The 21,292-nt window shown below is 65.7% G+C and carries 24 protein-coding genes; 14 read left to right on the forward strand and 10 right to left on the reverse strand.

From position 1 onward, the window contains the following. Positions 1-138 precede the first annotated feature (138 nt). A complete protein-coding gene (locus tag XCC_RS14210) occupies positions 139-1,017 on the forward strand; it encodes a PhzF family phenazine biosynthesis protein (RefSeq protein WP_011037872.1) in 879 nt (292 codons plus the stop codon). Between the two features lie 31 nt (positions 1,018-1,048). Continuing rightward, on the forward strand, positions 1,049-1,930 hold the full coding sequence (locus XCC_RS14215) for a PhzF family phenazine biosynthesis protein (RefSeq protein ID WP_011037873.1): 882 nt from the start codon (positions 1,049-1,051) through the stop codon (positions 1,928-1,930). 391 nt (positions 1,931-2,321) lie between these two features. Here the strand turns inward: XCC_RS14215 and XCC_RS14220 are convergent, their stop codons facing one another. The 5 genes from XCC_RS14220 to XCC_RS14240 all read right to left on the reverse strand — a co-directional run bounded on the left by XCC_RS14220 (position 2,322) and on the right by XCC_RS14240 (position 5,945). Then, positions 2,322-2,924 carry a glycine zipper 2TM domain-containing protein gene (locus XCC_RS14220; protein WP_040940945.1) on the reverse strand — a complete coding sequence of 201 codons (603 nt, stop codon included), beginning with the start codon at positions 2,922-2,924 and terminating at the stop codon, positions 2,322-2,324. 152 nt (positions 2,925-3,076) lie between these two features. Then, positions 3,077-3,511: an OsmC family protein gene (locus tag XCC_RS14225; RefSeq protein WP_011037875.1), complete on the reverse strand. Its 435-nt coding sequence runs from the start codon at positions 3,509-3,511 to the stop codon at positions 3,077-3,079. A gap of 444 nt (positions 3,512-3,955) precedes the next feature. Further along, entirely contained in the window at positions 3,956-4,903 is a 948-nt protein-coding gene (locus XCC_RS14230; RefSeq protein ID WP_011037876.1) for an aspartate carbamoyltransferase catalytic subunit, read from the reverse strand. 15 nt (positions 4,904-4,918) lie between these two features. Then, positions 4,919-5,386 (reverse strand): Holliday junction resolvase RuvX, encoded by a 468-nt coding sequence (ruvX, locus tag XCC_RS14235; RefSeq protein ID WP_011037877.1) that lies wholly within the window; start codon positions 5,384-5,386, stop codon positions 4,919-4,921. Next, complete coding sequence (locus tag XCC_RS14240) at positions 5,379-5,945, reverse strand: YqgE/AlgH family protein (RefSeq protein WP_011037878.1); 567 nt, start codon at positions 5,943-5,945, stop codon at positions 5,379-5,381. Before XCC_RS14240 ends, ruvX begins: the two co-directional genes overlap by 8 nt. Before the next feature lie 78 nt (positions 5,946-6,023). On the opposite strand from XCC_RS14240, the gene XCC_RS14245 reads away from it, so the two are divergent. The 4 genes from XCC_RS14245 (at position 6,024) to XCC_RS14260 (ending at position 10,809) form a co-directional block, all read left to right on the forward strand. Next, positions 6,024-7,880, forward strand: coding sequence for a DUF4153 domain-containing protein (locus tag XCC_RS14245; RefSeq protein ID WP_011037879.1), 1,857 nt, complete (start codon positions 6,024-6,026; stop codon positions 7,878-7,880). Beyond that, positions 7,877-8,416, forward strand: a complete 540-nt coding sequence (locus tag XCC_RS14250; protein WP_011037880.1) for a DNA-3-methyladenine glycosylase I — start codon at positions 7,877-7,879, stop codon at positions 8,414-8,416. The genes XCC_RS14245 and XCC_RS14250 overlap by 4 nt, the downstream gene beginning before the upstream one ends. Beyond that, entirely contained in the window at positions 8,413-9,687 is a 1,275-nt protein-coding gene (locus XCC_RS14255) for a hypothetical protein (protein WP_011037881.1), read from the forward strand. Before XCC_RS14250 ends, XCC_RS14255 begins: the two co-directional genes overlap by 4 nt. A gap of 222 nt (positions 9,688-9,909) precedes the next feature. Then, a complete protein-coding gene (locus tag XCC_RS14260) occupies positions 9,910-10,809 on the forward strand; it encodes a DUF72 domain-containing protein (RefSeq protein WP_011037882.1) in 900 nt (299 codons plus the stop codon). Positions 10,810-10,822: 13 nt separating this feature from the next. Here XCC_RS14260 and XCC_RS14265 read toward each other — a convergent pair whose 3' ends face one another. The 3 genes from XCC_RS14265 to XCC_RS14275 form a co-directional block, all read right to left on the reverse strand. Then, entirely contained in the window at positions 10,823-11,497 is a 675-nt protein-coding gene (locus XCC_RS14265; protein ID WP_014508435.1) for a YitT family protein, read from the reverse strand. Positions 11,498-11,776: 279 nt separating this feature from the next. Beyond that, positions 11,777-12,907: a PilT/PilU family type 4a pilus ATPase gene (locus XCC_RS14270; RefSeq protein WP_005990431.1), complete on the reverse strand. Its 1,131-nt coding sequence runs from the start codon at positions 12,905-12,907 to the stop codon at positions 11,777-11,779. A 122-nt stretch (positions 12,908-13,029) separates the two neighbouring features. Further along, complete coding sequence (locus XCC_RS14275) at positions 13,030-14,067, reverse strand: type IV pilus twitching motility protein PilT (RefSeq protein WP_003489919.1); 1,038 nt, start codon at positions 14,065-14,067, stop codon at positions 13,030-13,032. Positions 14,068-14,354: 287 nt separating this feature from the next. On the opposite strand from XCC_RS14275, the gene XCC_RS14280 reads away from it, so the two are divergent. The 7 genes from XCC_RS14280 (at position 14,355) to XCC_RS14310 (ending at position 19,441) form a co-directional block, all read left to right on the forward strand. Beyond that, on the forward strand, positions 14,355-15,038 hold the full coding sequence (locus XCC_RS14280; protein WP_011037884.1) for a YggS family pyridoxal phosphate-dependent enzyme: 684 nt from the start codon (positions 14,355-14,357) through the stop codon (positions 15,036-15,038). A gap of 40 nt (positions 15,039-15,078) precedes the next feature. After that, positions 15,079-15,939, forward strand: a complete 861-nt coding sequence (gene proC, locus XCC_RS14285; protein WP_016944106.1) for a pyrroline-5-carboxylate reductase — start codon at positions 15,079-15,081, stop codon at positions 15,937-15,939. A 544-nt stretch (positions 15,940-16,483) separates the two neighbouring features. Further along, complete coding sequence (locus XCC_RS14290) at positions 16,484-16,906, forward strand: HU family DNA-binding protein (protein WP_011037886.1); 423 nt, start codon at positions 16,484-16,486, stop codon at positions 16,904-16,906. Between the two features lie 143 nt (positions 16,907-17,049). Beyond that, a complete protein-coding gene (locus tag XCC_RS14295) occupies positions 17,050-17,640 on the forward strand; it encodes a M23 family metallopeptidase (protein ID WP_011037887.1) in 591 nt (196 codons plus the stop codon). 92 nt (positions 17,641-17,732) lie between these two features. Continuing rightward, entirely contained in the window at positions 17,733-18,041 is a 309-nt protein-coding gene (locus XCC_RS14300) for a DUF3861 domain-containing protein (RefSeq protein ID WP_016944107.1), read from the forward strand. A gap of 53 nt (positions 18,042-18,094) precedes the next feature. Continuing rightward, entirely contained in the window at positions 18,095-18,634 is a 540-nt protein-coding gene (locus XCC_RS14305) for a hypothetical protein (RefSeq protein ID WP_011037889.1), read from the forward strand. A gap of 210 nt (positions 18,635-18,844) precedes the next feature. Beyond that, positions 18,845-19,441, forward strand: coding sequence for a DUF1439 domain-containing protein (locus XCC_RS14310; RefSeq protein WP_011037890.1), 597 nt, complete (start codon positions 18,845-18,847; stop codon positions 19,439-19,441). 100 nt (positions 19,442-19,541) lie between these two features. Here the strand turns inward: XCC_RS14310 and XCC_RS14315 are convergent, their stop codons facing one another. Continuing rightward, positions 19,542-20,084 carry a type 1 glutamine amidotransferase domain-containing protein gene (locus XCC_RS14315; protein ID WP_011037891.1) on the reverse strand — a complete coding sequence of 181 codons (543 nt, stop codon included), beginning with the start codon at positions 20,082-20,084 and terminating at the stop codon, positions 19,542-19,544. A 107-nt stretch (positions 20,085-20,191) separates the two neighbouring features. Continuing rightward, the gene (locus tag XCC_RS14320) at positions 20,192-20,659 is read right to left on the reverse strand and encodes an SET domain-containing protein (RefSeq protein ID WP_016944109.1); all 468 of its coding nucleotides are present in this window, start codon (positions 20,657-20,659) and stop codon (positions 20,192-20,194) included. Positions 20,660-20,832: 173 nt separating this feature from the next. On the opposite strand from XCC_RS14320, the gene XCC_RS14325 reads away from it, so the two are divergent. Continuing rightward, complete coding sequence (locus XCC_RS14325) at positions 20,833-21,291, forward strand: SUF system Fe-S cluster assembly regulator (RefSeq protein ID WP_011037893.1); 459 nt, start codon at positions 20,833-20,835, stop codon at positions 21,289-21,291. The last annotated feature ends 1 nt before the right edge of the window (position 21,292 follow it).

Here is a 21,292-nt window from a genome sequence, read left to right on the forward strand (position 1 = left end):
TTCTACTGCCAATATCCCAGCCATGACCCCTCCTCGCGTCACAGCCGCGCTGCCAGGCACCATCGCGCCCATGCACCCCGCGCGGCTGCAGCCATCGCTGTCTGCACGCACTGTCCTTTCACCGTAACGGCCGCCCTGATGCGCACATTTCGCTACCTGCAACTGGATGTTTTCTCCAACCGCCCTGGCGCTGGCAACCCACTGGGCGTCGTCGTCGATGCCGGCGCACTGTCAGCGCAACAGATGCAGCAGATTGCCGCCTGGCTGAACCTGTCGGAGACGGTGTTTTTCCTGCCGGTCAGCGCGCCGGGCGCGGATTACCACATCCGCATTTTCACCCCGCGCGCGGAGCTGCCGTTTGCCGGGCACCCCAGCGTGGGCGCTGCCTGGGTTGCCAGGACGCACGGCCTGGTGGGATACCGCCAGGACAACCGGCTGTACCAGCAATGCGCCGCCGGCGTGCTGCCGGTGGATGTATTCGACCGTCACGACGTGGTGCTGGTGCGTCTGCGCGCGCCGCGCGCGCAGTGCAGCGACACCGGCACGCACCACGCCGCTGCGCTGGCGCAGGTCACCCGAGCGTTCGCCATGAGCGCGCAGGCGCCTGCCCTGTGGAACAACGGGCCCAGCTGGTGGTTGCTGGAGCTGGCCGACGAGGCCGCGGTGCGGACGGCCGTGCCCGACCTGGCCGCCATCGCCGCACTCACCGCGGCCAGCGGGGCGGTCGGGCTGGCCATCTACGCCGCCGCGGCCAGCGATGCGGAAGATCTGGTGGTGCGTGCATTCTGCCCGGGCGACGGCATCCCCGAAGACCCCGTCACCGGCAGCGCCAATGCCTGCATCGCCGCGCGCCTGCTGGCCGAGGATCGGCTGCCGGGCAGGCAGGGACGCTACGTCGCCAGCCAGGGCCGCGAGGTCGGCCGCGATGGCCGCGTGGAGGTGGAAGTCGACGCCGCCGGCGATGTATGGATCGGTGGCGCAACGCAGCAAGTGATCGAAGGCCGCATCGCTTGGTAAGCTGCCGCGCCCTGCTCGCGGACCCGCTCCCATGACCACGCGTCGATTCCTGCAACTGGATGTGTTCTCGGCCCGCCCCGGCAGCGGCAACCCGTTGGCGGTGGTGCTCGACGCGGAAGGCCTAGACGATGCCGCGATGCAGGCCATTGCGCGCTGGACCAAGTTGCCGGAAACCACCTTCGTGTTTCCGGCCCCCGACGCCGCCAGCAGTTATCGCCTGCGCATGTTTTCGCCGCAAAAAGAGGTGCCGTTCGCCGGCCACCCCAGTGTCGGCACCGCGCATGCAGTGCTCGACGCCGGCCTGGCCACGCCGCGCGACGGCGTGCTGGTGCAGGACGGCATCGCCGGGCAATTGCCGCTGCGCGTGGAGCAGATCGCCGGCCACCGCAGCATCGCCATCCGCACGCCGCGTGCGCGCGTCACCGAACAGCTGCAGTCCGACGACCCACGCCTGAGCGACAGCCTGCGCGGTTGGCCGCTGGGCGCCTTGCCGCCGGCCCTGATGGACGGCGGACGTACCTGGTGGGTGGTGGAACTGGCCAGCGAGGCCGCCTTGCGCAGCCTGGACCCGGATTGGAACGCGATTGCGGCATTGGCCGAATCCACCGGCAGCATGGGCGTGTTCGCCTACGCGCGTGCAGCGGCAACCGGCGCCTACGATCTGGCGGTGCGCGCCTTCGTCGGCAATGGCCGCCGCTTCGAAGACGCGGCCTCCGGCGCCGCCAACGCCGTGCTTGCGGCCTGGCTGGATAGCAAGGATGCCTTGCCCGGCACCGACGGCCGCTACGTGGTCAGCCAGGGCCGCGAAATCGGCTTCGACGCGCTGCTGGAGCTGCGCATCGATGCCAACGGCGAGGTCTGGTCGGGTGGACAGGTGCAGACGGTGATTCGCGGCACGCTGGATTGGGAGTGATTGGACTTCCCTTGCCCATCGCCGGCACGAGAGACGGGATAGCTGACCGTGATCGGTCATTGGAACGTCGGACGTAAGAAACACCAGGGCCGGATAGTGCGGCAACTCTGACGCTGAAGCCTTCGCGTACAACGCGCACCGGGCGCGAGATAAAAAAACGCTGCGGTCTCCCGCAGCGTTTTGTCTATTCGAACTGCCAAGACCAAGAGCCCACATCGTAGGAGCGCGCTCGCGCGCGAGGGCGTTACCGGGAATGCCTCATCGCGCGCAAGCGCGCTCCTACACCGCCTGATGTTGTTCTAGGCACCACTCCAAAACATCTGCACGACCCGCACGTGCCATGCACCCGCCGCTGCATCCGCACTCCGGATGCAGCGCCCACCATCGACACTCAGTCGGGGCGCACATCCACGCGCACGCGGATGCGGTCACCGGGGTTGTAGTCGCTGCGGGTGTGGTACATCCGGCCGCCGTATTCGTAGGTCACGTCATAGCCGTCGACACGGTCGCGCTCACGGCGGTAGGACACCGGCTCGCAGACGCTGACATTGCCCTGGTAGGAGCGGTGATTGGCTTCGTAGATCGAGCGCCCCGCGGCAACGCCGGCCATGGTGCCGACCGCGGTGCCGACCAGGCGCCCATTGCCGCCACCGACCTGGCTGCCCAGCACCGCACCGGCGATGCCGCCGATCACGCTGGCAACCCCACGGTTGGAAGGATTGGCCCCGCCATAACCACCGTCATTGCGGTAGTAGCCGTCGTTGCTGGTGTAGTACCCGTCGGAGGTGCGGTTGTAGCAGCGCTCGCTGGTGCGCTCTGTGTATGCGTCCGAGACGATGATCGGATCCACGCGCACCACGCGGGCGTATTCGTAGCGCCCATCCTCGTAGCCGCCGCGGCCATTGTCGCGGTAGCCGTTGTCGTACCGCTGCGCCGTCGCGTTGCCCGCAACAGCCAGACCCATCACCAGCGCACCAAGCAGAAGAGTTTTCATTGCGGCAGCTTCACAGGGAGGACACGCTGCCGATCCTCGGCTTGCTGCAGTGAAACCGCCCTGAACCGAACGGCCTGCTCAAAGCCCTATTCAGCAAGCCGCCAGCTGCGTACATCGACGCCTTGCGCCGATGTACGCAGCCAGCGCCGCGGTCAGCTGGAAAACTCGGTTTCCAGGCTGATCGGCACAGCGCTCAGCGCCTTGGACACCGGGCAATTCTTCTTGGCGGTGTCGGCCAGCTCGCGGAACTTGGCTTCATCGATGCCCGGCACCATGGCCTTGAGCTTCAACCGGATCTGCGACAGCTGTGGGCCACCTTCCATCGACAGATCGACATCGGCGCGAGTATCGAGCGAGGTCGGCGGAAAGCCGGCTTCGGTCAACTGCGCGGACAGTGCCATGGTGAAGCAGCCGGCATGCGCGGCAGCGATCAACTCTTCGGGGTTGGTGCCCTTTTCGTCGCCGAAGCGGCTGCTGAAGGCATACCGGGTGTTCTCCATCAACCCGCTCTGCGGAGTGCTGAGCTGGCCCTTGCCGGTCTTGAGGTCGCCTTCCCAGTGTGCGGTGGCGTGACGCGAAATGCCCATTGCGGTCTCCTGCGATTGAAAGGGACCGTTACCTTAGGCGAGCGGGTGTTATGGCGTTGAGAGGTGGAATTGGGAATTGGGAATTGGGAATTGGGAATTGGGAATTGGGAATTGGGAATCGGGAATTGGGAATTGGGAATTGGGAATTGGGAATTGGGAATTGGGAATTGGGAATCGGGAATCGGGAATCGGGAATCGGGAATCGGGAATCGGGAATCGGGAATCGTAAGAGCGTGCGGCGTTGCGGGGGTGTTGTCACGCTAGACGAATGGAGTTAGTTCGAATGCTGGGCTTGGCCATGCTGCGTGCTTACCTGGCGGGAAAGCAGCCAAGCACGAAACAAAACGGGCGTCGCGATGATTGTCGCGACGCCCGTGAGAAAGCGGTTTTTTTGCATTCACTACGATCGCGCTGTTACGCGATCGCAGCAGCGTATGCAGGCCATCAGCCCAGCAGGGTTTCCAGGACCGCCATGCGCACGGCCACGCCGTTGGCCACCTGGCGCAGCACGCAGGACTGCGCGCCATCGGCCACCTCGTCGGTGATCTCCACGCCGCGATTGATCGGGCCCGGATGCAGCACTGCCGCGTCGCGTCCCGCGCGTGCCAGGCGCTCGCGGGTCAGGCCGTAGTCGGCGTGGTACTGCTCCAGCGATGGCACCAGGCCTTCTTCCATGCGCTCGCGCTGCAGGCGCAGCATCATCAGCGCATCGGCGCCTTCCAGCATCGCATCGAAGTCCTCGCCGACCACGCAGCCGTCCAGCATGTCGTCGTCGGGCAGCAGGCTGGCCGGGCCGCACACGCGGATCTCGCCGGCACCCAGCGTACGCAAGGCGTGCAGGTCCGAGCGGGCCACGCGCGAGTGCTTCACGTCACCGACGATCACCACCTTGAGCTTGGAGAAATCCGTGCCCTTGGCCTGACGCAGGGTGAGCATGTCCAGCAGGCCCTGAGTGGGATGCGCACTGCGCCCATCGCCGGCATTGATCAGCGCGGTACCCTCGCCGGCAGCTTCGGCCAGTCGCTCCACCGCGCCGTCTTCGGGATGACGCACCACGAAGCCGCGCACGCCCATCGCCTCGAGATTCTTCAAGGTATCGCGTGCGGTTTCGCCCTTGCGGGTGGACGAGGTGGACGCGTCGAAATTGAGCACGTCTGCGCCCAGCCGCTGCGCGGCCAGGTGGAACGAACTGCGGGTGCGCGTGGAGGGTTCGAAGAACAGCGTGCACACCGCGGTGCCCGCGAGCACGCTGCGCTTGCCCACGCGCCCCACCGCCGCATCGCGGATCTGGCCGGCGCGATCGAGCAGCTGCAGCAAGGTGGCGCGCGGCAGTCCTTCCAGGGTGAGCAGGTGGCGCAGGCGTCCGTCCGAATCGAGTTGCATGGTGGTCATCGCAGGTCGGGAGAATCAGGGAAGAAGAGTGGCTTGCTCGGGCGCAGACAACCAGCGCTCGACGATCACCGCCGCGGCCATCGCGTCCAGCGTGTCGGCATCGCGGCGGCGCTTGCGCCCATCGGCCCGCTCGCGCGCAAAGCGCTGCGCAGCCTCAACCGAGCTCGAGCGCTCATCGATCAGCACCACCGGCAGCGCATAGCGCTCGCGCAGTTCGCGTGCGAAGGCGTGCGCGCGCTTGCGTGCGGGCTGGTCCTTGTCGTCCAGGGTGAGCGGGTCGCCGACCACCAGGCCGGCGGGGCGCCATTCCTTGTGCACACGATCCAGCGCCACCCAATCGGGGCCGTTGGCATGCACGTTGATCACGGCCACGGCGCGGGCACCCGCGCCAAGCGCGGTTCCCACGGCCACGCCGATCCGGCGCGACCCCACGTCGAAACCCAGCACCGTCGCGTCGGGGCGGATCGCGCCCGCCTCAGGCATGCCCGGAGTAATCCGTGAGCCGGAACAGATCCACGCCGATGCGGCCGGCGGCGGTCTGCCAGCGGTCTTCCAGCGCGGTATCGAACAGCACGTTGGCGTCCGAGGGCGCGGTGAGCCAGCTGTTTTCGCCGAGCTCGAATTCCAGTTGCCCGGCGCCCCAGCCCGCGCAGCCCAGCGCCACCAGCGCATTGCGCGGGCCGTCGCCGGCGGCCATGGCCTCGAGGATGTCGCGCGAGGTGGTCAGGTAGACGCCCTGGCCCACTTCCAGGCTGGAATCCCATGCGCGCGCGTCGTCGTGAATGACGAAACCACGTTCGGGGTGCACCGGCCCGCCGCTAAGCACTGGTTGCTCGCGCAGGCGCTCGTCGCTGGTGTCGATCCCCATCTGCGACAGCACTTCGCCCAGGGTGTACTCGGACGGGCGGTTGACCAGCACACCCATGGCGCCGTTCTCGTCGTGCTGACAGATCAGCGCGACACTGCGCGAAAAGGTAGGGTCGGACAGCGCCGGAAGCGCAATCAGCAGTTGGTTGGCCAGAGGCGTGGGCAAAACAGACATGCGGCCATTCTAGCGGTTCGTTTCGAACCGCGCTGGGGCGCTGCCATACTGAGCGCTTGCCTCAGCCATGGACTGCCGATGCTGCCCACATCTGCGCTGCACCCCGCCTCCGACGATCTGCCCCTGCCCTGCCAGACCCGCGCGTTCATCGTGCTGGTGGCCCTGCTGCAAGGCGGCCTGCTGTATCTGGCCGAATGGGGCGCAGACCACGGCGTGGCGCCGTTCGCTGCGCTGGGTGGGCGCGTGTGCTGGTACACCCTGGTGCTCACCGTTCCCAGCATGCTGCTGTTGAGCGTGCAGACCCTGCACGACCGTCGCCTGTGGCAGCAGTTGGCCGTGGTGGCGGCCGTGTTCGCCGCACTTGCCGGCTGGGCGGCGTGGAGCGCAACCGGGGCACCCGGCCTGGAAAGCAACAAGGTGCTGACCCCGTTCGGCCTGAGCGTGGCGGCCGCGCTGTTGATCGCCCTGCCCTGGCTGCAGTTCCGTCAGCACCATGGCAGCTGGCGTGCCAGCTATCACGCGCTGTTCGAACACGCCTGGCAGAACACGCTCACGCTTGCGTTGGCACTGGTGTTCGTCGGCGTGTGCTGGGGCGTGCTGACGTTATGGGCCGAGTTGTTCGCATTGGTGAAGATCGATCTCTTCCGCACGCTGTTTCGCGAGGATGCCTTCATCTACCTGGCCACCGGCACGATGGCTGGCCTGGGCATCCTGATCGGGCGCACCCGCCAGCGTGCGGTGCAGGTGATGCGGCAGATCGTGTTCGCCCTGTGCACCGGCCTGGTGCCCTTGCTGGCCAGTATCGCGCTGCTGTTCATCCTCACCCTGCCGCTGACCGGCCTGCAGCCGCTGTGGCAGACCCGTGCGGCGGCGACGATCCTGCTGTGCATGGTGTTCGGGCTGGTGCTGTTCACCAATGCGGTGTACCAGGATGGCGCGACACCGCCGGCGTATCCGGGCTGGTTGCGGCGCGTTGTCGAGGCCGGGCTGCTCACACTGCCGCTCTATGCAGGCCTGGCGCTTTACGCGGTGGGCGTGCGCATTGCCCAGTACGGCTGGACCGGCGAACGCTTCTGGGGCGTGGTGCTGGCCGCGGTGGCCAGCGCCTATGCAGTGGGATATGCCATTGCAGTGCTGCGGCCACGCCCGGGGCAGTGGCTGGCGCCGCTGGCGCGCAGCAACAAGATGCTGTCGTGGGTGGTCATCGCCCTGCTGCTATTGGTCAATACGCCTGTGCTGGATCCGTATCGGATTGTGGTGGCCAGCCAGCTGCAGCAGTTGGCACAGCGCGGCGGCACTGCAAACCCGGATCTGCTGCAGGACGATCTGGAATTCCTGCGGTTTGCCAACGGCCGCCGTGGTTATCACGCGGTGCAAGCGCTGCGGGACACCCCCGTCTTTGCCAACGATGCCAAGCGCAGCCGGCAGCTCACTCTGCTGCTAGGGCGGACGCAACGTTGGCAGGAACCGCAGTCGGATGACGCACTGCGACGCTCGCGCATGCACGACGCGGCCGAGCTGCAGGCACACCTGCAGCTCGCCGCAGGCAGCAGCAGCCCGGACCCAAGCTGGTGGAGCACCCTGGCGCAGGGCAGCTTGCACAACGACAGCTGCCTGCAGCGCGATGCCGACTGCGTGATCACCCGCCGCGACCTGGATCAGGACGGCCAGGACGAGGTCATGCTATGCGATCTTTCAGGGAAGTTTGGTATCACCTGCACGCTGCACACCCGCGATGCGCAAGGCTGGTACCGGGTGGACACAGTGAACAGCTTCCCGCAGCGCAGCCAGCAGCAAGAAGCCCTGCGCGAGGCCGTGCGCCAAGGCAAACTCGCCACGCAGCCACGCCGTTGGCCTGACCTGCTGTTTCCCGGCGGTGAACCGATGCGCATCAACCCATCCGCCAATGCGCGCAAGACAACGGAGACCCCATGAGCGGTTATTGCAGCATCGCGCCAGGCCACCCGGTGCATGGCCACTACCACGACCACGAGTACGGCTTCCCGCAGCGCGACGAACGCGAGCTGTTCGAACGTCTTGTGCTGGAGATCAACCAGGCCGGCCTGAGTTGGGAAACCATCCTGCGCAAGCGAGGCAACTTCCAGCGTGCCTATGACGGGTTCGACGTGGACACCGTGGCCGCGTACGGCGAGGCGGAGATTGCCAGGCTGATGCAGGATGCCGGCATCATTCGCAATCGCCTGAAGGTGCTGGCCGCCATCCACAACGCGCAGGTGATCCAGCGCCTGCGCGCAACGCACGGCAGCTTTGCCAACTGGCTGGATGCACAACATCCCCTCGACAAGCCGGCCTGGGTGAAAGTGTTCAAGAAGACCTTCCGTTTCACTGGCGGCGAAATCACCGGCGAATTCCTGATGAGCCTGGGCTACCTGCGCGGCGCGCACCATGCCGACTGCCCGGTATTTGCGGACATTCAGGCACTGTCGCCGCCGTGGATGCATAGCGCGTGAGCGACACCTTGCGTGCCGCGTGCGAGGCGCCTGTACTCAGCGCTGCGACCACACCGCATCGCACATTTCGCATGCGGCGCTTGCTGGGCATTGCCGGGCTGCTGATTGCCTTCGCCGCGGCAGTGCCGCAGGCAGACGCGCACAAGGTGCCTAGGCTTTCGCTTTCGCTTTCGCTGGCGCAGGTGCTGGACCAGTTGCGCCGCGACAGCGCCGCCGTGCCGGCCAGCGACCCCATGCCGATCGACACGGTGATGAAGCGCTATGCCGATACCCACGGGCAAAGCTTCGACATCGCAAGCCCGGATCCGGAGGAAGACCCATCCGAGGCTGTGCCGCCCACGCAGCCGGCCGACGTCACCGATGCCGAGTGGCACGCGCTGCAGGCCTACGGCGCGCACACCACCAGCGAAGCAGACGATATCTCCGAGAACCGCAGCCACCACTACACCCTGATCGACCTGGACGAGGACGGCCAACGCGACCTGCTGGATGAGGCCTATGTCGGCGGCACTGGTTTGTTTACGCAGATCACGGTGCTGCAAGGCCATACCGATGGCTTCCGCGCCCCCACCGCCACGCCCACAGGTACGCCAGCGGATAGAGAAGCGGACGCTGGATTCAGCATCAACGGCCGCGGCGGCGACCAGGCGCTGTACTGGCTACGCATCGACGGACGCAGCTACGCGGCCTACCGCGACGGCGACTATTTCCAGGACACGCTGACTCTCTCGCGCCCGTTGTCGCCGCTGCCCGCCGAACGCCACCCAACCAAGGCACTGCAGATCCGCTATCGCTACCAGCACACGCTGGCGCCGCCGCGAAAAGATGCTGCCGAGCGCTTGCTAGAGGAACAGCAGGCGGACGACTGGCTGGCGCAACACCCGGCGATGCGTGCCGCGGTAGACACCCAGTTGCAGCACCTGCGCCTGGATGCACAAGGCCGGCAGCGTTCGCCTGATCCGGAGGCACGCTGCCCGAGTCCCGCCGAAAGCAGCGACCCCGAGCTGGAGGCGCAATGGCCATGGCATGACGCCGGGCATTACACGTTCGACTTTGTCGCCAATCTTCGCGTGCGCCACGGCAGCGAGTGCTACAGCGCCAGCGTGGTGGCGTTCCGCAGCAGCTTTCAAAGCGCCAATACCGCGTGCTGCGTGCTGTGGCTCTACGAGGCGCCCGGCAACCAGGTTGCGAACCTGCCGCTACTGTCAAAGCGCACGCGCAGCGGCATTGCATTGATCACGGCAGCGCCTGTGGATGCCTCGCAAGACTGACCGCACGTAGCGAGCCGCCAGCCAGACAGTGATGGCACCACAGTCGGGTGCTGGGTGCGCGCTCCATGCCCACTCCACGCACCGGCTGCGCCCACCTCGCGCGGCGCGATCCTTTCGAGAATGCCGCCCCGCTTATCCACTCGCACGCACCGGCGCACCAGATGACGCGGCCTTGCCACAGCATCCACGACCACTGCACACCTGCCGCGGCATGGTCGGCACATGAGCATCCGCATCGGCATTTCGGGCTGGCGTTATGCACGCTGGCGCGGCACGTTCTACCCGACCGGCCTGGCCCAGCGGCGCGAGTTGGCCTATGCCGGGCGCTGTTTTCCCAGCGTGGAAATCAATGGCTCGTTTTATTCGCTGCAACGCCCGGAGAGCTACCAGAGCTGGCATGACGAGACGCCGGACGACTTCGTCTTCGCGGTCAAAGGCCCGCGTTTTGTCACGCATATGAAGCGGCTGCGCGATTGCGAACAGGCGCTGGCCAACTTCTTTGCATCCGGCGTGCTGCGGCTGGGCGAGAAGCTGGGGCCGATCCTGTGGCAATTGCCGCCAACCCTGCGCTTCGATGACGCGGTGTTGGATGCATTTCTCTCCAGCCTGCCGCGCGATACAGAGGCAGCACTCGCCCTGGCGCGCAAACGCGATACCACCTTGATGCATGGGCGTACGGCCCTGAGCATCGATCGCAAGCGCCCGCTACGGCATGCGCTGGAGATGCGCCACCCCAGCTTCTGCGACCCGTCCTGCATGAAGCTGCTGCGCAAGCACAAGGTGGGCGTGGTGGTGGCCGATACCGCTGGCAAATTTCCGTATCTCGAAGATGTCACCGCTGACTTCGTCTACCTGCGGCTGCATGGCGACGCGCAACTCTATGCCAGCGGCTACAGCGACCACGCCCTGGACCGCTGGGGCGAGCGGATTGCGGCCTGGGCTGCAGGCGGTGAGCCCTCCGACGCCCAGCGTGTCGGGCCGCGCGCCAGCAAGCGCGCACGGCGCGACGTGTACTGCTACTTCGACAACGACATGAAGGTGCATGCACCGTTCGATGCGCGCGGCCTGATGCAGCGTTTGGACCTGCCCACCGACTGCCCGGCGCGCGAGGAGGTCGTGTAACTCCGCTGCGCGCTCACACGCCCATATAGCGGTGCGGCCGGTGGTTGAACATCAGCACCAGGCTCAGCATCAGCGCGCCAATGGCCGAATACAGCACCTTGTCCGGCGTCAGCACGAAGAACGCGACCAGCATCAGCATCGCGTCGAAACTCATCTGCACCTTGCCCGCGCTCCAGCCGCGCTCGCGCTGCAGATACACCGCCAGGATGCCGATGCCGCCGAGGCTGCCGCGGTGGCGAATGAAGAACAAAATGCCCAGCCCGGCCAGCGCACCGCCCACCACTGCCGCAAACAATGTGCTCATGTGCGCGTAGTCGGCCCAGCGCGGCAGCAGGTCGGTCAAGGCCCCGCAGGCGCCCACCGCGGCGAAGGTTTTCAGGGTGAATTCCCAGCCCATGCGGCGCACGCTCAACCAATAGAACGGCAGGTTGACCAGCACGAAGACCAGGCCGAAATTCCAGTGCAGCGCGTAGTGCAGCAGGAACGCCACCCCGGCCATGCCACCGATCATCAGGCCGCCCTTGGCAAAGATCGCCAGCCCCAGCGAGGCCACCAACGTGGCCAGCACCATGCCTTGCGCATCTTCGGCCACCGAGTGGTGATAGGCGTGGTCATCGGCGCTGGTACCGGCCGAATCCGGCGGCGGCGTCAGCGGGCCGGAGGTGAACACGGCGCCGTCGTCGGGCAACGGCTCTTGCTCCGGACGGAGATCGGAATCGGGAAGGCTCACGGGTCTGGGAACTGCGGTGGGGTGCGGATATTAGACACTATCGGCCACCCTGGTTACATCTGAAACGTCAGCCACCGATCACTGGTGGATGCATGGCTGCACTGGCTTGGCGCCCCACTGCACTCAATCGCCAGCGTTGGCTGCGAAGCACGACGCGCCCAGACTGACCGCAGCGCGTCGTTGGTACGCGCAGCGTTGGTCGCAACGCCGCCGCGTCATGAAGCGTGGCCGTGCGCCTTACCGAACCTCGGCAATCTCCACGCCATCGAGCCCCTGCGACAGCGTCTTGGCATCGCCGCCTTGCGAGAGCTTGATGCGCAGGCGCACCTCGTTCTGCGAGTCGGCGTAGCGCAGTGCGTCTTCGTAGCTGATCTCGCCCGCCTGGTACAGCTCGAACAGGCTCTGATCGAAGGTGCGCATGCCCAGGTTGGTGGACTCCTTCATGATCTCCTTGAGCTTGTGGATCTCGCCGTCGCGGATGTAGTCCTGCACCAGCGGCGTGCCCAGCATGATCTCCATCGCCACGCGGCGGCCGCGGCCATCCGGGGTCGGGATCAACTGCTGCGCCACCACACCCTTGAGGTTGAGCGACAGGTCCATCAGCAGCTGATTGCGGCGATCTTCCGGGAAGAAGTTGATGATGCGGTCCATCGCCTGGTTGGCGTTGTTGGCATGCAGCGTGCACAGCACCAGGTGACCGGTTTCGGCGAAGGCGATGGCATGGTCCATGCCTTCGCGGGTCCGCACTTCGCCGATCATGATCACGTCCGGCGCCTGGCGCAGGGTGTTTTTCAACGCATTTTCCCAGCTATCGGTATCAATGCCGACTTCGCGCTGGGTGATGATGCAGCCCTCGTGCTTGTGCACGAATTCGATCGGGTCTTCGATGGTGATGATGTGCCCGGTGGAATTCTGGTTGCGGTAGCCGATCATCGCCGCCAGCGAGGTCGACTTGCCGGTACCGGTAGCGCCGACAAAGATGATGATGCCGCGCTTGGTCATGGCCAGTGTCTTGATCACCGGCGGCAGGCTCAGCTCCTCCACGGTGGGAATGCGCGTCTCGATCCGACGCAGCACCATTCCCACCTGGTTGCGCTGATAGAAGCAGCTCACACGGAACCGCCCCACCCCGGACACGCCGATGGCGAAGTTGCACTCGTGGGTCTTTTCGAATTCCTCGCGCTGCGAGGGCGTCATCACGTTCAACACCAGGTCGCGACTCTGCTGCGCGGTCAGCGGCGTCTGGGTGATCGGGCTGATCTTGCCATGCACCTTGATCGCCGGCGGCATGCCAGAGGTGATGAACAGATCCGACGCCTTCTGGTGCGCCATCAGCTTGAGGAAGGAGGTGAAGTCGATGGTGCTCATGGCGTGCTCCCTCGGAGCAGGGAATAGGGAATCGAGAATCGGGAATTGGAGAAGCTGGAAACCGGGACCGGTCAGGGAAACGTGCTTTTGCAATTCCCCATTCCCGATTCCCTATTCCCGAGTCACTCGAATATCCGCTTGTCCTTGGCGTACTCGCGCGCCTGGTTGCGCGTGATCAGGCTGCGCTTGACCAGGTCCTGCAGATGCTGGTCAAGCGTCTGCATGCCGTATTGCTGGCCGGTCTGGATCGAGGAATACATCTGCGCCACCTTGTCCTCGCGGATCAGGTTGCGGATGGCCGGGGTGCCGACCATGATTTCCCATGCTGCGGTACGCCCGCCGCCCACTTTCTTGAGCAATGCCTGCGAAATCACCGCACGCAGCGATTCGGACAGCATCGAGCGCACCATCGGCTTTTCGCCGGCCGGGAACACGTCGATGATGCGGTCGATGGTCTTGGCCGCCGAGCTGGTGTGCAGGGTGCCGAACACCAGATGGCCGGTTTCCGCGGCGGTCAGTGCCAGGCGGATGGTTTCCAGATCGCGCAACTCGCCGACCAGGATGATGTCCGGGTCTTCACGCAAGGCCGAACGCAGCGCCTCGTTGAAGCCGTGCGTGTCGCGGTGCACTTCGCGCTGGTTGATCAGGCACTTCTGCGAGGTGTGCACGAATTCGATCGGATCCTCGACGGTGAGGATGTGGCCGTATTCGTTCTTGTTGATGTAGTCGATCATGCCGGCAAGCGTGGTCGACTTGCCCGACCCGGTCGGGCCGGTCACCAGGATCAGGCCCTGCGGCTGGTCGATCAACTGGCGAAAGATCGGCGGGCAGCCCAGGTCTTCCAGGGTCAGCACTTCGGAGGGAATGGTACGGAACACCGCACCGGCGCCACGGTTCTGATTGAACGCATTGACGCGGAAACGCGCCAGCGACGGAATCTCGAACGAAAAGTCGACCTCGAGGAATTCCTCGTAATCGCGGCGCTGCTTGTCCGACATGATGTCGTAGACCAGCGCGTGCACCTGCTTATGGTCCAACGCCGGAATATTGATGCGGCGGACATCGCCATCGACACGGATCATCGGCGGCAAGCCTGCAGACAGGTGCAAGTCCGATGCCTTGTTCTTGACAGAAAACGCCAATAGTTCAGCGATATCCATGCGCTGCTTTTCCCCTAGGCTGCGATTGGAAGATACTCCCCGGCCGGCAGTATAGCGTTCTGGCAGCGCCCTGGAAGCGCGCCGTGCGTCGGTTCAGCCCGCCAGCATGAATGCCGATGGCCGGCGTTTCCGATGTCCGGGGCGGCGGTATCGTTTGCCGCAGCGCGCCTTTATCCACCCCACCTCGCCGCGAGGAAGATCCGCCGCGCCCGGCGCGCACCGGCACAACTGGAAGGAAAGGCACGGGCGCGGCACTATGGCCGCCTTGCTTACCCGTTGGCTGACCTGTGCCCGCTTCCTCGTTGCACCAGATGCTGGCCGCCATCCAGGCGGCAGCCCCTCCCAACGCCGCGCCCGCGCGCCTGCTGGCGGTGTCCAAGACCCAGCCGGCCGACGCCGTGGCCGGGTTAGCCGCGCAAGGCCAGCAGGCCTTCGGCGAGAACTATGTGCAGGAAGCGGCCACCAAGATCGCGCAGCTTCAAGCGCTGCAGCTGGAGTGGCACCTGATCGGCCACCTGCAATCCAACAAGGCCGACATGGCCAGCCAGTGTTTCGATTGGGTGCAGACCGTGGACCGCGCCAAGCTGATCGCACTGCTCGCCCGGCATCGCCCGGACGGCCGCGCGCCCTTGAATGTGCTGATCCAGGTCAATATCGACGATGAGGACAGCAAGCACGGCTGCGCGCCGGAGGCGATCGACGTCCTGGCCGCGGAGATTGCCACCCACCCCCCACTGCAGCTGCGCGGATTGATGGCGATTCCCGCGCCGTTTCCCGAGGTCACGCGCCGGCACCAGGCATTCGCGCGCATGCAGGCCTTGTTCGCGACACTGCGCAGCCAGTATCCGCAGGCAGATACCTTGTCGATGGGCATGAGCGCGGATTTCGCCGATGCCATTGCGGCCGGCGCCACCATGGTGCGCGTGGGCACGGCGCTATTTGGCCAGCGCAACGCGCCACCGGCCGCCTGACACGTCGGCCGTTTCCTTCCTCCTTCTTGATGGTGCTGCAATGACCCAGCCTTCCTCCTCCACAGCTGTGGCTGCACACGGCGATGTTCCGGTGGTTGCCTTTGTCGGTGGCGGCAACATGGCGCGCAGCCTGATCGCCGGGCTGCTGCGCCAGGGCGCGCCGGCCAGCGCCATCCGCGTCGCCGAGCCGGTCGCCGAACTGCGTCAGGCGCTGTCCGCTGACTTCGGCGTGCAAGTGTTCGACGACGCGCGCAGCGCCGTGGAGGGCGCCGCACTCTGGGTACTGGCGGTCAAGCCGCAGGTCATGTCCACCGTGTGCACGCAGCTGGCCGATCTCGCGCAGCAACAGCATCCGCTGCTGCTGTCGATCGCCGCGGGCATCACCGCAACGCAACTGGAGCGCTGGTGCGGCGGCACGGCCGCCGTGGTGCGCGCCATGCCCAACACGCCGGCCCTGCTCGGCGCCGGCGTGACCGGCCTGTACGCCAATGCACGCGTCAGCGCGGCGCAGCGCACACAGGCAACCCGGCTGCTGGAAAGCGCTGGCGTCACCGTCTGGCTCGACGACGAGGCACAGATGGATGCGGTCACCGCGGTGTCCGGCAGCGGCCCGGCCTATGTCTTTCTGCTGGCCGAAGCGATGGAGGCCGCGGCGCGCGCGCAAGGCCTGCCCGCCGAGACCGCCCGCACGCTGGTGCTGCATACCCTGCTCGGCGCTGCACGCATGCTGACCGAATCCGGCGAAGCACCGGAGGTATTGCGCCGGCGCGTGACCTCCCCCAACGGCACCACGCAGGCCGCGATCGAGGAATTCCAGGCCGGCGGTTTCGAAGCGTTGACCGCCACCGCGATTGCCGCGGCGACCGAACGCGGCCGCAGTTTGTCGGCAGCGAACGACTGATCCGCGGGAGCGATGCGTCGTCGCTGGCTGGCTGGATCGCTCGCTTGCCTGGAAACGCGCTATTCGGCGCATCGCTGTCCGAATGCGGAATGATGCGAGCCCCGGCTTCATCGAATGCGCTTCGTTTGGCGCCTGCAATCGATTGGCAGGGAGCACGCACGCCATGCTTCGCCACATTGGCATGCGCCCTTTGCTCGACCACGGCGCCCTGGCTGGGTCGAGGCATGCCTTGCCAAGCGAACGCATTGATCGACATGCGCCTGCGCAGCAGCTGCCCAGATTGCGCCAATCCGCGATCCATGCCGCGTCATCTTGACCTGCTGCTGTGCGTCAGACCGCGCGTAGCATCCCACGCCAAGCGAACCCACAGCGCTTTTTTCTCGTGTTTTTTGGCGTCCAGTGAACGAATGCCCGTGCCAGGTCGGTCTTTTCGTGTTGTTTCATCGATTCCCTATTGGCGGCGCGCGGCAGTTGCCCTACATTTCGCGTTGCCGACTGGGTCGGCAGACCCAAACACCACCAACGAATACGGAACACATAACTCATGGCAAAAACCGCCGCTAAGAAGGCTGCCCCCAAGAAGGCAGTGAAAAAGGTCGCCGCCTCCAAGACCGCAAAGCCGGCCAAGGCCGCTAGCAAGACCGCCGCGCCGAAGCCGATCAAGGAAGCCCTGAGCAAGACCGGCCTGGTCGCGCACATCGCCGAAACCACCCAGCTGGCGCCGAAGGACGTCCGCGCCGTGCTGGCGTCGCTGGAAGCCACCGCGCACGCGTCGCTGAGCAAGAAGGGCGTCGGCTCGTTCGTCCTGCCGGGCATGCTGAAGATCACCTCGGTCAACGTGCCGGCCAAGCCGAAGCGCAAGGGCATCAACCCGTTCACCAAGGAAGAGCAGGTGTTTGCTGCCAGGCCTGCGACCTGCAAGCTGAAGGTCCGTGCGATGAAGCGTCTGAAGGACGCCGCGCTGTAATCGCGCTGCATCCGGTTTGATCGAGACGGCCTTAGGGCCGTCTTTTTTTTGCGCGTTTGCCACGTCTTCTCCGCCTCCTGACAGGCACACCACATCGCACTCATCGCCGCTGCCCTACCCTGGCGGTGAGTTCGCAACCAAGAGTGCCCGTGACCGCGCCATCGCCCACCCGCAGCCCAGCCAGACGCGTGCGCCACCTGCTGGTATCGATCGTGATGCTGTGCGCGCTGGGTGTTGCCGCGCGCTGGGCCTGGCTGTCACCGATGGCCGAACGCCTGCGCACCAGCTGGGAGTTATCGCAAATGCCGGCACCCACGCAGTTGCACATCCCGGTAGACGGTGTGCGTGGTCGCCAGATTGCCGACACCTTCGGCGCCCCACGCGGACGCGACCGCAGCCATGCCGGTGTCGATATCTTCGCGCCGCGCGGCACAGCGGTAGTGGCTGCCACCCGTGGCGTAGTCAGTTCCATTCGCGACACAGGGCTGGGTGGCAAACAGGTGTGGGTGCTTGGGCCGGCGATGGAACGGCACTACTACGCGCACCTGGACGACTGGGCACCCGGACTGGCAGTCGGCGATGTGGTCGAGCCCGGCACTGCACTGGGCATGGTCGGCACCACCGGCAACGCGCGTGGTACGCCGCCGCATCTTCATTACGGGATCTATGGGCGCAACGGTGCGTACGATCCGTTGCCACTGCTCCGGCAACCCGCGCCACAGCAGGCACCCTGAGCGCGCTGGAACACTGCGTCATGGCCCGGCCTATCGAGACCCTGCGCATGCGCGCCTATGGTGGAGCCAGCCCCACAGTGACGCGACCTTCCATGTCCCGCAAACGCTATCGCATTACGGTCACGCCCATCGAAAACGACGGCAGCCCCTGCCATGACCGCTGCACCATCGAGTTCGAACAGCGCTCGCGCGCGGACTGGATGCGGCTGTTCGAAGAGCTGCACCTGCGCCGCGACCTGAGCAGTGACGAGTGCGCCGCGCTCACCGTCGGTTCGCAATTGCTCGAGGACCTGGCGGCGCGCCCACGCGCGCGGCCCAGCAATGCCCTGGACGCGCTACGGCCGAAATTGCAGCTATTGCTGGAGCGCCTGCAACGCGTGCATCCCGCTGCCGGGCGCTGATCCGCGCGGTGCCAACTGCCGCTACACTGCGCCGATCGTGACGGGGAGCGGCGATGCGCCAACTGATCAGTGTCTTTTCGCTACTGCTGCTGGCCGGCTGTAGCTGCCAGCGCACGCCCGAACCACAGGCCGCCAACGGCTCGCCTGCATCGGCGACTGTCGCCACAACTGCGGCATCGCCCGTGGCCAGCGAGCGTCCCGGCGCTGCATCGACCGCCACCGATCCCAAACAGGCGCTTGCAAGTGCGAACTACGCGCAAGCAAGCGCAACCGTGCACCGTTATCTGGGCGCACTGCCCGGTGCTGCACGTGCCGATGCGGATGCCCTGTGGACCGGCGGCCATCCCGCACCCGTGCCGGACGATGCGGTGCTGCGCAACATCGGGCAGATCATCAGCCTGCGCATCAACAACGATCCGCCGATCGCGCTGGACCAACAGCACCCGCCGCGCTTGATCGAAGTGCCGGTGCAGCTGGCCGTGCGCACCACGACCGGCACCGAACGGCTGGTCGGTGCTTACCGTCTGCAGCCACGCGTTGGCAGCGACACCTGGGAAATCTATTCGGCCACCCTGCAGCCGGTGCTGCGTTAAAGCCGCCGTCCACGCAACTGGACATTCGTAGTCAGAAGTGGCGATACGCGAGATCCGCAGTCGACGCCCACAACACCGAAGCGCATTCGCTGCGAGCACCCCAACCACCGCGGCACGCAGTGTCGTACTCATCCCGCCACACCGCAGCACGCTAACCCGTGGTTCACCGGCGCTGGCTAAGGTGATGCCATCCACCGCCGGAGTTGCCCGATGAAACTGCGTTTAGTTGCCGGATCCCTGCTTGCCCTCGCCCTGGCGATGCCACCGTCCGCAGCGTGGGCGGCGCCTCAAATCCAGGGGCGGCAGATCAGCGTGCAGGCCGCCGACGTGCAGCAGTACCTGGGCGGGCGCTTCCCGCAGACGCACGATGCGCTGGGTGGGCTGATCGAAATGACGGTCAGCAACCCGGCACTGTCGTTGCCACCTGGCGACCGCTTGAAGATGGCGTTCGACCTTGCATTGGCCACGGCCGGCGGCGCGCCGGCGCCGGTGGGCAACGTCACCTTGAGCAGCGCGCTGCGTTACGACACGGCAAAGCAGGGGTTTTATCTCGACCAGCCAACGGTCGATGATTTCCGCCCCGCCAACGCCGGTGCCAAGTTGGACAGCAGCACGCGCCAGTTGCTCAACGCGTGGTTGGCCGACTACGCACGCAAGGAGCCGATCTACAAGATCGATCCCGCCATTGCGGCCGTGATGGGCAATGTGCAGGTGGAGTCGGTGGCGATCCAGAACGGCCGGCTGGCGGTGAACTTCAACCAGGATATCGAGCAGCTGGTACCGGCCGGCGCCATGCCAGGCAAGTAACCGATCGGCGCTGCGAGCGCACCGCGCATCTGCCAACGTGAAATTAAAAGAGCCCGGCGCAGCGATGCACCGGGCTCTCTTTTATAGCTGCTGCGTGACCTCAGGCAGCCAGTGCCTTGGCAACCGCATCGGTGAATGCAGGAATATCGTCCGGCTTGCGGCTGGTGATCAGCTGGCCATCCACTACCACCTCGGCATCCTCCCAGCGGCCGCCCGCGTTGCTCAGATCGGTCTTGACCGACGGCCACGACGTCACCTTGCGGTCGCGCACCAGCCCACTTTCCACCAGCAACCACGGCCCGTGGCAGATTGCAGCCACCGGCTTGCCGCTGGCCGCAACGCTGCGGATGAAGTCAATCGCCTGCGCGTTGGTGCGCAGGTTGTCCGGGTTGATCACACCGCCTGGCAGCACGAGCGCGTCGTAGCGGTCGGGTTTGGCCTGCGCGAGGGGCGTGTCCACCGGCACGCTGTCGCCCCAGTCGGTGTGGTTCCAGCCACGGATCTGTGCATCGTCGCCGGGCGCGATCACCTCGACGGTGGCGCCCCAGGATTCCAGCAAGCGCTTGGGCTCCTGCAGCTCGGATTGTTCGAAGCCACTGGTCGCGAGCACGGCAACGGTCTTGCCGGAGAGCGAATGGGTCATGAGGAACTCCTCAATCTGCAAAGGAGCCTGCACCCTAGGAATGCGCGTGTTGCGCATCCGTGAACCGATGTGCGCGCCGCGTCATGCCGACCGCCGCGCGCCGTTGCTCAGCGCTTGGGCTGCAACATGGTGCCGGTGCAATTCTTCGAGCCGCAGCGGCATTCCCAGATCTTCTTCAAGCGCGGCGTGTGCCGCTCGCCCAGGGTGATGCCGTAGTTATAGGTCAACTCCTGGCCCGGCTTGATTGCGCGCTTGGCTTCGATGAAGACCTTGTCCTTGCTGCGGTCGTCGCCTTCAGCCTCTTCGATCACCGCTTCGCAATTGGGATTGCAGCTGTGGTTGATCCAGCGCGCGATGTTGCCTTCGTAGTTGGCGTCGAGCACGTAGTCATCGCTCAGCGTAAACAGAAAGGTGTGCCCGCTTTCCACATCGCCGGTGTCGTCGGCATCCACTTCGGCATGCGTCCGCAGGCGCCCCTTGTACTGGATGATGCGTTCGCCCTTGCTGAGCGCAGCGACGGCGAACACGCCATTGCCATGGATACGTGACTTGCGGGCGGCAACTTTGCGCGACATGAAAGGGTCCGGTGATGGGGCCGCTCATTGTGACCGCAGCGCGCCCACGCGCCAAGCACAAGCGCACCGGCCACCGCAACGGGCTGGCCTTTCCGGCGGCTGAACCGCGCGGTTGGACTGAGCGGAGCAAAAGAGTACAATTTCGGTCCGCTTTAGGGATTCACCGTCCTCGCATGTTGCGCGTCACCAAATTGACCGATTACGCCACCGTTGTCTTGACGGTGCTGGCTGCACGGAGCGACCAGGTGCTCAGCGCGAGCGAACTGGCCGAACAGGCCGGCCTGGAAGCGCCCACCGTCAGCAAGATCCTCAAGCCGTTGTCGCAGGCTGGCCTGGTGGAAGGATTGCGCGGCGTGCACGGCGGCTACCGGCTTGCACGTGCGGCCAGCGCGATCACCCTGGTGGAGATCGTCGAAGCCATGGAAGGGCCGCTGGCCATCACCGAATGCAGCCAGGACCACAGTCAATGCGGGATCGCCCACCAATGCGGTGTGCGCTCCAACTGGCGCCTGATCAACGATGTAGTGGGCGATGCCCTGCGTCGCGTGACCCTGGCGCAGATGCTGCACCCCCTCTCCCTCCCTGGCGACAACCGTCGGCGTTCCATCGCCGCGCGCGTCGCGACCACCTGAC

Source organism: Xanthomonas campestris pv. campestris str. ATCC 33913, assembly GCF_000007145.1.
Taxonomy (GTDB): domain Bacteria; phylum Pseudomonadota; class Gammaproteobacteria; order Xanthomonadales; family Xanthomonadaceae; genus Xanthomonas; species Xanthomonas campestris.

What these genes read in the sequence shown, in the direction of transcription:
- XCC_RS14210 (WP_011037872.1), top strand. Translation starts at nt 139, where the DNA reads ATGCGCACATTTCGCTACCTGCAACTGGATGTTTTCTCCAACCGCCCT.
- XCC_RS14215 (WP_011037873.1), top strand. Translation starts at nt 1,049, where the DNA reads ATGACCACGCGTCGATTCCTGCAACTGGATGTGTTCTCGGCCCGCCCC.
- XCC_RS14220 (WP_040940945.1), bottom strand. Translation starts at nt 2,924, where the DNA reads ATGAAAACTCTTCTGCTTGGTGCGCTGGTGATGGGTCTGGCTGTTGCG.
- XCC_RS14225 (WP_011037875.1), bottom strand. Translation starts at nt 3,511, where the DNA reads ATGGGCATTTCGCGTCACGCCACCGCACACTGGGAAGGCGACCTCAAG.
- XCC_RS14230 (WP_011037876.1), bottom strand. Translation starts at nt 4,903, where the DNA reads ATGACCACCATGCAACTCGATTCGGACGGACGCCTGCGCCACCTGCTC.
- ruvX (WP_011037877.1), bottom strand. Translation starts at nt 5,386, where the DNA reads ATGCCTGAGGCGGGCGCGATCCGCCCCGACGCGACGGTGCTGGGTTTC.
- XCC_RS14240 (WP_011037878.1), bottom strand. Translation starts at nt 5,945, where the DNA reads ATGTCTGTTTTGCCCACGCCTCTGGCCAACCAACTGCTGATTGCGCTT.
- XCC_RS14245 (WP_011037879.1), top strand. Translation starts at nt 6,024, where the DNA reads ATGCTGCCCACATCTGCGCTGCACCCCGCCTCCGACGATCTGCCCCTG.
- XCC_RS14250 (WP_011037880.1), top strand. Translation starts at nt 7,877, where the DNA reads ATGAGCGGTTATTGCAGCATCGCGCCAGGCCACCCGGTGCATGGCCAC.
- XCC_RS14260 (WP_011037882.1), top strand. Translation starts at nt 9,910, where the DNA reads ATGAGCATCCGCATCGGCATTTCGGGCTGGCGTTATGCACGCTGGCGC.
- XCC_RS14270 (WP_005990431.1), bottom strand. Translation starts at nt 12,907, where the DNA reads ATGAGCACCATCGACTTCACCTCCTTCCTCAAGCTGATGGCGCACCAG.
- XCC_RS14275 (WP_003489919.1), bottom strand. Translation starts at nt 14,067, where the DNA reads ATGGATATCGCTGAACTATTGGCGTTTTCTGTCAAGAACAAGGCATCG.
- proC (WP_016944106.1), top strand. Translation starts at nt 15,079, where the DNA reads ATGACCCAGCCTTCCTCCTCCACAGCTGTGGCTGCACACGGCGATGTT.
- XCC_RS14290 (WP_011037886.1), top strand. Translation starts at nt 16,484, where the DNA reads ATGGCAAAAACCGCCGCTAAGAAGGCTGCCCCCAAGAAGGCAGTGAAA.
- XCC_RS14300 (WP_016944107.1), top strand. Translation starts at nt 17,733, where the DNA reads ATGTCCCGCAAACGCTATCGCATTACGGTCACGCCCATCGAAAACGAC.
- XCC_RS14305 (WP_011037889.1), top strand. Translation starts at nt 18,095, where the DNA reads ATGCGCCAACTGATCAGTGTCTTTTCGCTACTGCTGCTGGCCGGCTGT.
- XCC_RS14310 (WP_011037890.1), top strand. Translation starts at nt 18,845, where the DNA reads ATGAAACTGCGTTTAGTTGCCGGATCCCTGCTTGCCCTCGCCCTGGCG.
- XCC_RS14315 (WP_011037891.1), bottom strand. Translation starts at nt 20,084, where the DNA reads ATGACCCATTCGCTCTCCGGCAAGACCGTTGCCGTGCTCGCGACCAGT.
- XCC_RS14320 (WP_016944109.1), bottom strand. Translation starts at nt 20,659, where the DNA reads ATGTCGCGCAAAGTTGCCGCCCGCAAGTCACGTATCCATGGCAATGGC.
- XCC_RS14325 (WP_011037893.1), top strand. Translation starts at nt 20,833, where the DNA reads ATGTTGCGCGTCACCAAATTGACCGATTACGCCACCGTTGTCTTGACG.